7 protein-coding genes and 2 pseudogenes are annotated in these 10,153 nt (G+C 72.6%); 3 read left to right on the plus strand and 6 right to left on the minus strand.

Annotation, left to right across the window (positions count from 1 at the left end; translation table 11 throughout):
* The first annotated feature begins 491 nt into the window (after positions 1 to 491).
* Positions 492 to 1,640, plus strand: coding sequence for a transcription termination factor Rho (gene rho, locus AB0L75_RS14830; RefSeq protein ID WP_365180595.1), 1,149 nt, complete (start codon positions 492 to 494; stop codon positions 1,638 to 1,640).
* A 238-nt stretch (positions 1,641 to 1,878) separates the two neighbouring features.
* A pseudogene (locus tag AB0L75_RS14835) lies at positions 1,879 to 2,622 on the plus strand (D-alanyl-D-alanine carboxypeptidase); the annotation flags it as partial.
* Positions 2,623 to 2,633: 11 nt separating this feature from the next.
* On the opposite strand, the gene AB0L75_RS14840 reads toward AB0L75_RS14835, so the two are convergent.
* Both AB0L75_RS14840 and mptB read right to left on the minus strand, forming a co-directional pair.
* Positions 2,634 to 4,013 carry a glycosyltransferase family 87 protein gene (locus AB0L75_RS14840; RefSeq protein WP_365180649.1) on the minus strand — a complete coding sequence of 460 codons (1,380 nt, stop codon included), beginning with the start codon at positions 4,011 to 4,013 and terminating at the stop codon, positions 2,634 to 2,636.
* Positions 4,014 to 4,018: 5 nt separating this feature from the next.
* The gene (mptB, locus tag AB0L75_RS14845) at positions 4,019 to 5,422 is read right to left on the minus strand and encodes a polyprenol phosphomannose-dependent alpha 1,6 mannosyltransferase MptB (RefSeq protein ID WP_365180598.1); all 1,404 of its coding nucleotides are present in this window, start codon (positions 5,420 to 5,422) and stop codon (positions 4,019 to 4,021) included.
* Positions 5,423 to 5,577: 155 nt separating this feature from the next.
* On the opposite strand from mptB, the gene AB0L75_RS14850 reads away from it, so the two are divergent.
* Positions 5,578 to 6,345: an alpha/beta fold hydrolase gene (locus tag AB0L75_RS14850; RefSeq protein WP_365180601.1), complete on the plus strand. Its 768-nt coding sequence runs from the start codon at positions 5,578 to 5,580 to the stop codon at positions 6,343 to 6,345.
* A 21-nt stretch (positions 6,346 to 6,366) separates the two neighbouring features.
* On the opposite strand, the gene AB0L75_RS14855 is transcribed toward AB0L75_RS14850, so the two are convergent.
* The 4 genes and pseudogenes from AB0L75_RS14855 to AB0L75_RS14870 form a co-directional block, all read right to left on the minus strand.
* Positions 6,367 to 7,296, minus strand: a complete 930-nt coding sequence (locus tag AB0L75_RS14855) for a glutaminase (RefSeq protein ID WP_365180604.1) — start codon at positions 7,294 to 7,296, stop codon at positions 6,367 to 6,369.
* 59 nt (positions 7,297 to 7,355) lie between these two features.
* Positions 7,356 to 8,768, minus strand: a complete 1,413-nt coding sequence (gene aspA / locus AB0L75_RS14860; protein ID WP_365180607.1) for an aspartate ammonia-lyase — start codon at positions 8,766 to 8,768, stop codon at positions 7,356 to 7,358.
* 133 nt (positions 8,769 to 8,901) lie between these two features.
* Positions 8,902 to 9,918 carry an asparaginase gene (locus AB0L75_RS14865; RefSeq protein ID WP_365180610.1) on the minus strand — a complete coding sequence of 339 codons (1,017 nt, stop codon included), beginning with the start codon at positions 9,916 to 9,918 and terminating at the stop codon, positions 8,902 to 8,904.
* 40 nt (positions 9,919 to 9,958) lie between these two features.
* Positions 9,959 to 10,153 (minus strand): annotated as a pseudogene (locus AB0L75_RS14870) (L-asparagine permease); the annotation flags it as partial.

Raw genomic sequence — 10,153 nt, forward strand, 5'->3', positions numbered from 1 at the left:
AACCGCACCTGGCGGACGAGGGGCGGGGCACAGAGCCCCGGCCCACCATTGTCCGCGCTCGCTCACACGGACACGCTCGGCGCCGCTGCCGCCAGCGTGAGCGGCCGAGGACGACGGGTTGAGGAGTTCACCGAGTGCGAGGGTGAACCCACCGAGAACCAGCAGTCGTTTCCTCCGCGAGGTGCCGCGTGCCATGGGAATAGAGGCGGACGCCGTCATGTTGACGTAGGCGGACGCACGGGTATAGTGCGATCAGCGCGTGTGCGTGTCCCGTCGTACGGACACCGATGCCGCTGTCTTCTCCACCAGCCCTCGGCCGAGGCTTCGAACCGGCCCGGGCTTCTTCTCTGCACCACCTCGTGACCAGGGCGTTTCCGCCATACCCGAGGTGCCGTTCCCGCCGCCCGGAGGCAGCTGTCAGCGCCTCCCGCTCGCGGCCTCTCCCCCCTTCCCGCTCTCTCTTCTCTCCGTCCGTGAAAGGACTTCCCACCATGACCACCACTCTCGAGCACCCTCCCGTGGTCCAGCAGGCCCCGGCCGCCCGGCTCGTCACCGGTGTCCTCGACATCGACGCGCACGGGAAGGGGCATCTGCGGGCCACGGGCCTCCTGCCCTCGCCCGCCGATCCGCAGGTCGCGGCGGCGCTGATCCGGCGCCATGGGCTGCGCAAGGGCGACCTCGTCGAAGGCGTCCGGGGCGCCCAGCGCGCCCTGACCGACGTCACACGCGTCGACGGACGCGATCCGGCGGAACTGCGGGGCCGGCGCCACTTCCGCGATCTCACCCCGCTCCACCCGCACGACCGCATCCGTCTCGAACACCCCGCGTCCGGCCTGGCCGGGCGCGTCACCGATCTCTTCGCGCCGGTCGGCAAGGGCCAGCGCGGACTGCTCGTGGCCCCGCCGAAGAGCGGCAAGACGGTGCTGCTCCAGCAGCTCGCCGCCGCCGTGGCCGGCAACCACCCCGAGTGCCGGCTGATGGTCCTGCTGGTGGACGAGCGGCCCGAGGAGGTCACCGAGATGCGCCGCTCGGTGTGCGGCGAGGTGTACGCCTCCACCTTCGACCGGACGCCCAAGGAGCACATCGCCCTCGCCGAGCTGGTCGTGGAGCGGGCGAAGCGCCTGGTGGAGACCGGTGAGGACGTCGTCGTCCTGCTGGACTCGCTGACCCGGCTGTGCCGGGCGCACAACAACGCCTCCGCCGCCGGCGGCCGCACCCTGACCGGCGGTGTCGACGCGGGCGCGCTGCTCGGCCCCAAGCGGTTCTTCGGCGCCGCCCGCCAGGCCGAGGAGGGCGGCTCGCTGACCATCCTCGCCACCGTGCTGGTGGACACCGGCTCCCGCGCCGACGGCTACTACTTCGAGGAGCTGAAGAGCACCGGCAACATGGAGCTGCGGCTCGACCGGGAGGCCGCCGCCCGGCGCCTCTTCCCCGCCGTGGACCTCGACGCCACCGGCACCCGCCGTGAGGAACTCCTCCTCACCCCGGCCGAGTTGACCGCCGCACACGGTCTGCGCCGTGTGCTGCGCTCCCGCGAGGGCGGCGCGTCCGCGCTGGAGACCCTCCTGGAGCGGCTGCGCTCCACCCCCGACAACGCCGCGTTCCTGCGGCAGATCCGTCCCACCCTGCCCGCCGGCTGACGCAGCTCGCGAAGGCCGGGGTCCGGCGACCGGGTTGCTCGCGTGGGCCGAACGGCCCTCACGGCGCGAGGGATGACAGTCCGCTTCGTACGTTGATCACATGATCACCGGATTCTCTCATCGGGCGGCGGCATCGGCGTGTTCCCTGTGTGTGGCGGGCATGCTGGCACTCATGCCGGCCACCGCGTCCGCCGGATCCCGGGCCGGGGAACCCGCCCCACCGGGCCCGCGGGCCGCGATGCCGGGACCGTCCGTGCTCTACCGCGACGGCACCCAGGTCCGGTTGCGCCGGGGCGCTCCCGAGGTGCCCGAGGTGTCGGCGCTGTCCTGGGTGGTGGCCGACGCCGGCAACGGCGAGGTGCTGGCCGCGAGCGACGCGCACCGCAGGCTGCCGCCCGCGAGCACCCTGAAGACGCTGTTCGCCCTCACCGTGCTGCCGTCGCTGCCCTCCACGATGAAGCACACCGTGAGCAACGAGGAGCTGGCGGACATCGGCCAGGGCAGCAGCCTGGTCGGCATCCAGGAGGGCCACTCCTACCAGGTGGCCGATCTGTGGCGCGGCGTCTTCCTCAGCTCCGGCAACGACGCCGTGCATGTGCTGGCCGCGCTGAACGGCGGCTGGGAGACCACGGCCACGCGGATGCAGGCCAAGGCCCGCTCGCTCGGCGCCCTGGACACCCATGTGGTCTCCCCCGACGGCTACGACGCCGACGGCCAGGTGTCCTCCGCCTTCGACCTGGCCGTCTTCGGCCGCGCCGGGCTGCGCAACCCCGACTTCGCCCGATACTGCTCCACCGCCGAGGCGTACTTCCCCGGTGACGGATCCTCGTACGGCATCCAGAACACCAACCGGCTGCTGACCGGCGCGGACGGGGTGGAGCGGTATCCGGGGCTGATCGGCATCAAGAACGGCTACACCACCAACGCGGGCAACACACTGGTCGCCGCCGCGCGCCGGGGCGGGCGCACACTGCTGGTGACCGTGATGAACCCTCAGGACGGTGGCGGGTTCGCCGTGTACGACGAGGCGCGCGAGCTGCTCGACTGGGGCTTCGAGGCGGCCGGGCGGGTGGATCCGGTCGGCTCGCTGGACGGGCTGCGCAAGTCGCGGCAGCCGTCGGCGGCGGTACCGGTGGCCGCGGGCACCTCGCAGTCGGCGGACGACGGCTCGGACTGGTCGGGGCCCGCGGTCGTCGCGGGGCTCTCCGGGCTCGGCGCGGCAATCGTGGTGCTGAGAGTACGGGCCAGGCGCAGCCGGGCCACCCGCGACTGACCCGTCGGCAGCCCGAGCAGCAGCCCCAGAGTGATCCAGGTGTAGGTGTTGCTGCCGATGAAGCCGCCGATGCCGGAGGCGTCGTCGAACCACAGCCAGACCACGCTCGTGCACAGCACCGCGTACAGGGCGCCCGCGATCCGCCGGTGCCCCGTGCGCAGCAGCACGGCGAAGGACGGCAGCAGCCACACCAGGTGGTGCACCCAGGTGATCGGGCTGACCAGGCAGGCCGTCGCCCCGGTGAGCGCGAAGGCCGCCGTCCAGTCGCCGGCCGTCACCGCCCTGCGGGCCCGCCACGCCCAGACGCACAGGGTCAGCAGGACCGCGGTCGCCCACAGCGGGCGGCCCGGCTCGCCGAGGCGGGCCAGCACGCCCTGGAGCGACTGGTTCGACACATAGTCGAGGCGGCCCACCCTGCCGGTGTCCCACAGCGCCTCGGTCCAGTAGAAACGGGACGCCCGAGGATCCGCCCAGGCGGCCAGCGCGGTCGCCGCCGCGGCGACGGCCGTCGCGACCCCGGCCGCCCGGCGGCGCCCGGCGAGCAGCAGCAGGCCGATGAACAGGGCGGGCGTGAGCTTCACCGCGGCGGCGAGCCCGATCCCGGCACCCGCCCAGCGCTCCCGGCCGCTCGCCAGCAGCCGGCAGTCGCCGAGGACGAGGGCGAGCAGGACCAGGTTGACCTGGCCGAAGCTGAAGGTGTCCCGCAGCGGCTCGAACAGCGCGAGCAGGCACAGGCACAGCGCCCAGCGGAACCAGCCGTGCCGGCGCCAGTCCCCACCGGCCAGGATCCGCAGGATCGCCGCCAGCGCGGCCAGGTTGACCAGCAGCGACACCACGATCGCCGAGGTCCGGTCCAGCGGGGCCAGCGGCAGCATCGCGACCGCCGCGAACGGCGGATACGTGAAGCCGTACGAGGTGCCCGGTACCTGGTAGTCGTAGATCCGGCCGCCGTGGTGCACCCAGGTGTGCACGGCGCCGTAGTAGACACGCAGGTCGAAGAAGCCGCGCAGCAGCGGCACGGTGGCGGTGAAGACCGTCACGGCCGCGACGAGGACGAGGACGAGCAGCACCCGTCCGCGCTCCGTACGCGGCCTCGGCAGCCCGCTCACGCCGTACGTCCCGGTGCCGGGGCCTGGGCCGCCTGGTGGGCCTGCCACAGGACGACCACGCCGAGCACCCCGCCGGAGACGGCAAGCACCAGCTGCCCGGGGTCGGCGGGGCCGCCGCTCGGCAGGACGGCGAGTGCGAGGATGCCGGCCAGGGCCGCGCCCCGGTGCCGTACCGAGGTGTTCGGCGCGGCGGCGGCGATGAGGAACAGTCCCCACAGCACGTACCAGGGGCGGATCGCCGGACCGCACACGGCGACCGTCAGCAGGCTGAGCCCGAGGGCGTACACGGGTCTGAGGCGCAGCCGGAGCCATATCAGTGCCACGGCGACGGCGGTGGCGGCGAGGCCGAGCAGATGCCAGGCCGGGACGGCCAGCGGGGCCAGGCTGCTGCCGAGGTGTTCCAGCAGGGCGCCGGTGGCACGGCCGAGCAGGCTGGTCAGGGCCCAGTTGTGCGGGGAGACCGGGGTGTCCAGGGCGCCGATCCAGCCATAGCCCGTGCCGGCGACGGCGGTGGCGGCGACCGTGGTCGCGGCGGAGGCCGCCGCCGTGGTCAGGGCGGCCGGCAGCGGGCGGCGGCCGGAGCGGGCCTGGAGGGCCACGACCGCCAGCAGACCGAGCGCGGCCGGCGCCTTGACCAGGGCGGCCAGGGTGACGAGGACCGCTCCGACGACACCGCCCACCGGCCGGGGCCCGCGTGCGGCGACCAGGCCGAGCCCCAGCAGACCGAGCATCAGGGCATCGTTGTGGGCGCCCGCGACCAGGTGCAGCAGGACCAGCGGATTGAGGGCGCCGAGCCAGAGGGCGGCGGCCGGGTCGGCGCCGCTGTGCCGGGCGAGGCGCGGCAGCGCGAGCGCCATCAGGGCCACGCCGAGCAGGGCGACCAGGCGCATGCCCAGCAGACCGGCGGGCAGTTGGCCACGGGTCAGACCGGACAGCGCGGAGGCCAGGGCCATGAACGCGGGACCGTAGGGGGCGCCGGTGTGCTGCCACATCGGGGCGACCTCGCCGGCGAGCGGTCCGCCGAGCTGGGCGGGGCCGTGCGCGTAGACGTCCATGTGGGCGTCGACCATGGCGCCCTGCGCGAGATAGCTGTAGACGTCCCGGCTGAACAGCGGCGGTGCCAGCAGCAGCGGTGTCGCCCACACGGCGAGCACCAGCAGCAGGGCGCGCGGGGTGGGCGGCCGGGGGCCGCGCACCAGCCGGCCGAGGAGCACCCAGGCCGCTATCAGCAGGACGACACCGAAGTACACCCCGACCAGGCCGAGCGCCACCTGCACCGAGGCGGGAGCCAGGAGATCCTGCACGGGCAGGGCACCGGCCGTCTCACCACCCAGAGCGAGGAAGGCGGTGCCGGCCAGCCCGAGCACCTGGCAGCGGCGGAGATCGACGGGAAATGCCATGGCCAACACTGGGTTAGCGTGTCAACGCCGGGTGGCCGGAAGGCGACGCTCCACTCACCGGCGGGCGGCCCGCACGTGACCGGCGTGTGAGAAACGATGACTTCCGGACGTCCGGGAGGTCATCACTGCGGCCGAAACCGAGGGAAACGGATGTGATGACAGTGGCGAGCAGCTCCGCCTACGCGAAGGTCGGCGACCTGGAGATGTACTACGAGATCCACGGCGAGGACTCCGGCCGGCGGCCCCTGGTGGTCCTGCACGGGGGCCTGTGCACCGTCGGGCTGAGCTTCGGTGCCGTGCTGCCCGCGCTGGCCGGAGCGCGCCAGGTGATCGCCCCGGAACTCCAGGGCCACGGCCACACCGCCGACCCCGGCCGGGCGATGACGGTGCCCGCGCTGGCGTCGGACGTGGTGGCCCTGCTCGACGAACTCGCCGTCGGACAGGCCGACTTCCTCGGCTTCAGCCTCGGCGGGCTGACCGCGCTGGAGGTGGCCGTACGGCATCCGGACCGGGTGGGACGGCTCGTCCTGGCGGCCACCCAGTACCGCCAGGACGGCTACTACCCGGAGGTCCGGGAGCCGGATCTCGGCTCACCGCGGCTGCCGGGCCCGGCGGACTTCCAGGAGATGGCCGAGGCCTACGCGGCCGTCGCGCCGCATCCGGAGCGCTTCCAGGACCTGCTGGCCAGGTGCTCGGCCGCCGCGCGGGCCCCGCTGCCCTGGAGCGCCGACGACCTGCGCGGGCTGCGGGCGCCGACGCTGCTGGTCATCGGGGACTCGGACTTCGTGCGCATCGAGCACGCGGCACAGATGCGGGAACTCATCCCGGACGCCCGGCTGGCGGTGCTGCCCGGCACCACACACATGGCGCTCATGCGCCGTACGGCCCTGCTGCTGCCGCTGCTGCACGAGTTCCTGGACTGACCGGGTCCGCCGCACGGGTGCTCAGAACACCGAGAGCCCGGTCAGTGTGGTGAACCGGTCGAGGGCCGCCACTCCGGCCACCGAGTTGCCGCGTTCGTCCAGGCCCGGGCTCCACACGCACAGCGTGCACCGGCCGGGTACGACCGCGATGATCCCGCCGCCGACCCCGCTCTTGCCGGGCAGCCCCACGCGGTAGGCGAAGTCCCCGGCCGCGTCGTACGTCCCGCAGGTCAGCATGACCGCGTTGACCTGCTTGGCCTGGCTGCGGGTGAGCAGCCGGCCGCCGTCGGCGCGGATGCCGTGCCGGGCGAGGAAGCCGGTGGCGAGGGCCAGGTCGGCGCAGGACGCGGTGAGGGAGCACTGCCGGAAGTACTGGTCGAGCAGGGTCGGCACGTCGTTGTCGATGTTGCCGTAGGAGGCCATGAAATGGGCGAGGGCGGCGTTGCGGTCGCCATGGGCGGTCTCGGAGGCGGCGACCTCCAGGTCGAAGTCCAGGTCGGCGTTGCCGCTCTCGGCGCGCAGGAAGGCCAGCAGCTCGCCGGCCGCGTCTCCGCTACGGGTCTGCAGGCGGTCGGTGACGACGAGGGCGCCCGCGTTGATGAAAGGATTCCGTGGAATGCCGTTCTCGTACTCCAGCTGGACCAGGGAGTTGAACGGGTTGCCGGAGGGCTCGCGGCCCACGTGCTCCCAGAGTTCGTCGCCCTCGCGGGCCAGGTCCAGCGCGAGCGTGAAGACCTTGGTGATGGACTGCGCGGAGAACGGCTCCCGCCAGTCCCCCACCCCGTACACCGTGCCGTCCAGCTCGGCCACGGCCATGCCGAAGCGGCGGGGGTCGCGGGCGGCGAGGGCCGGGATGTAGTCGGCGGGCCGGCCGCGGCCGGGCGTGCGCTCTATCTCCTCGGCGATGCGCTCCAGGACCGGCAGGAAGGTGAGGGACGACGTCGTTGTCATGATCACTATTGTGCCTTCCGGTCGGTCCCGGAGCGTAGTCGGGCTTGCGTCGCCGCAGGTCAGGCAGCAGGTGCCCCGCTGCCCGCGACGATCTCGGGGCGGAGCAGCTCGGCCAGCCGCTCGGCCGGCAGCAGGCCCTTCTCCAGCACCAGTTCGGCCACGCCACGGCCGGTGACGAGGGCCTCCTTGGCGATGTCGGTCGCGGCCGTGTAGCCGATGTGCGGGTTGAGCGCGGTGACCAGGCCGATGGAGTTCTCCACGGTGGCGCGCAGTCGCTCGGTGTTGGCGGTGATGCCGTTGACGCACCGCTCGGCCAGCGTCACGCAGGCGCTCTGCAGATGCGTGATCGACTCCGACAGGGAGTGCAGGATGATCGGCTCGAAGGCGTTGAGCTGGAGCTGTCCGGCCTCGGCGGCCATGGTGATGGCGACGTCGTTGCCGATCACCTCGAAGGCGACCTGGTTGACCACCTCGGGAATCACCGGGTTGACCTTGCCCGGCATGATGGACGAACCGGCCTGCACCGGCGGCAGGTTGATCTCGCCGAGGCCCGCACGCGGACCGGAGGACAGCAGCCTGAGGTCGTTGCAGCTCTTGGACAGCTTGACCGCGATCCGCTTCAGCACACCGGACATCTGCACGAAGGCACCGCAGTCCTGGGTGGCCTCGACCAGGTTGGCGGCGGTGACCAGCGGCAGCCCGGTGATCGCCGACAGGTGCCGGCGGGCGGCCTCGGCATATCCGGCGGGGGCGTTGAGGCCGGTGCCGATGGCCGTGGCACCCAGGTTGATCTCATGGATCAGCTCGACGGCCTCGGCAAGACGGCTGCGGTCCTCCTCGATCATGACGGCATACGCCGAGAACTCCTGACCGAGCGTCATCGGCACGGCGTCCTGCAACTGCGTACGGCCCATCTTGAGCACGTCACGGAACTCGACGGCCTTGCGGGCGAACGAGTCCTGCAGTACAGCCATCGCCTTGAGCAGTCCACGTACCGCGAACACCGTCGCTATCTTGACGGCGGTCGGGTAGACGTCATTGGTTGACTGGCCCAGGTTGACGTCCTCATTGGGATGCAGATGGGCGTACTGCCCCTTCTCGTGGCCGAGAAGCTCCAGCGCGCGGTTGGCCACCACCTCGTTGGCGTTCATGTTGGTGGACGTGCCGGCGCCGCCCTGGATGACGTCGACGACGAACTGGTCGTGCAGCTCGCCCGCCCGGATCTCCCGGCAGGCGGCGACGATCGCGCGTGCCTTCTCGGGCGCCAGCCGCCCGAGTTCCTCGTTGGCGAGCGCGGCGGCCTCCTTGACGGCAGCCAGGGCGTCGATCAGATGCGGGTACGCGGAGATCGGCGTACCGGTGATGGGGAAGTTCTCCGTCGCGCGCAGGGTGTGCACACCCCAGTACGCGTCGGCGGGTATGTCACGGTCGCCGAGCAGATCGTGTTCGCTGCGGGTGGTGGCGGCGGTCATGAGGGTACGGTCCACTTTCTGAGGGGGTTGAGAGTAATAGGGGCGCGGGGCTGTATCGATTTGCGGCTCCGCCGCGTGGGCGCGACCAGCCACAACGGACCCGCAGATCCAAGACGGCCGATCCAGCGGAGCACTACGCGCAGGCAGTGAACGGAACCGGATCCAGCGCACGCACAGCCCGCACGCACCCCACCGGCTCCCCACCACCCAGCAGCGGCTCCCCCGCGAACTCAGTGAGCAGCTCAGGGTCGACGCCCACGCGGGCGAGCGCCGCCGCCGCGACCGGTATCCGCGCCCGGTTCGCCCCATCGGCGATCTTCACGGCGATGGCTCGGCCATCAGGCAGCGCGGCGACCTGAACGCCCTCGAACCCGTCCTTGGCGAGCAGCCCCGGCACGGCCCGCATCAGTGCCGCCACGTCCCGCGCCGAGCCGGAGGCCATCTCGGCGTGCTCGCGCATCGCATCGGCCACCTGCGCCTCGGGGGTGCCGGGGGCCGCCGTGGTGATCCGGGACAGGGCGCGGGCCAGGCCGTGCAGGGAGATGGAGAACAGCGGCGCACCGCAGCCGTCGACGGTGACCCGGGCGACCCGCTGGCCGGTGAGGTCCTCGACGATCTCCTGGATCGCCTGCTGGAGCGGGTGCTCCGGGTCGAGGTAGTCCGTGAGGGACCAGCCGTTGAGCTGGGCGGTCCACAGCATGGCCGCGTGCTTGCCGGAGCAGTTCTGGGCGAGCCGGGAGGGCAGGCGGCCCTCGCGCACCCAGGCGTCCCGGACGACCGGGTCGAACGGCATGTCGGGGACGTTGCGCAGGTCGTCCTCGGTGAGTCCGGCGAGTTCGAGGATGCGCCGGGTCCCGGCGAGGTGGCGTTCCTCGCCGGAGTGGCTCGCGGCGGCCAGCGACAGCAGTGCGCCGTCCAGTGGCAGCCCGGCCCGCAGCATGGCCACGGCCTGGAGGGGCTTGACGGCCGAGCGCGGGTAGAAGGCGGCCTCGATGTCGCCGAGCTGGAACTCCACCGTGCCGTCGGCGCCGAGGACGACGACGGAGCCGTAGTGGATGCCCTCGACGACCCCGCCGCGGACGAGGTGGGCGACGGGGGCGTGGAGGGGTTCGCGGACGACGGGTGCGTCGGCGGGGGAACTGCTGTACATCACTGCCTGAATCGTGAGTCGGGGTCGGCCGGTACGCGGGTCACGCGTCGGCGCCGGTGGATGTGCGGGATATGCGGCCGCGGATGGCATACCAGCCCGCGAGCAGCGCTGCGACGATCAGCGGAAGACAGAGCACGGTGGTGCGTCCGGCGCCGCCGTCGGCGTACATGAGGACCAGGACGGAGGCGAGGAACGCCAGCGTCACGAGTTCGGTCCAGGGGGAGCCCGGCAGCCG

This window comes from Streptomyces sp. NPDC052101, from assembly GCF_040680235.1.
GTDB lineage: Bacteria > Actinomycetota > Actinomycetes > Streptomycetales > Streptomycetaceae > Streptomyces.

Excerpts from the sequence above, each read along its gene's own strand:
- rho (WP_365180595.1), top strand. The coding sequence starts at position 492 with ATGACCACCACTCTCGAGCACCCTCCCGTGGTCCAGCAGGCCCCGGCC.
- AB0L75_RS14865 (WP_365180610.1), bottom strand. The coding sequence starts at position 9,918 with ATGTACAGCAGTTCCCCCGCCGACGCACCCGTCGTCCGCGAACCCCTC.
- mptB (WP_365180598.1), bottom strand. The coding sequence starts at position 5,422 with ATGGCATTTCCCGTCGATCTCCGCCGCTGCCAGGTGCTCGGGCTGGCC.
- AB0L75_RS14850 (WP_365180601.1), top strand. The coding sequence starts at position 5,578 with ATGACAGTGGCGAGCAGCTCCGCCTACGCGAAGGTCGGCGACCTGGAG.
- AB0L75_RS14855 (WP_365180604.1), bottom strand. The coding sequence starts at position 7,296 with ATGACAACGACGTCGTCCCTCACCTTCCTGCCGGTCCTGGAGCGCATC.
- aspA (WP_365180607.1), bottom strand. The coding sequence starts at position 8,768 with ATGACCGCCGCCACCACCCGCAGCGAACACGATCTGCTCGGCGACCGT.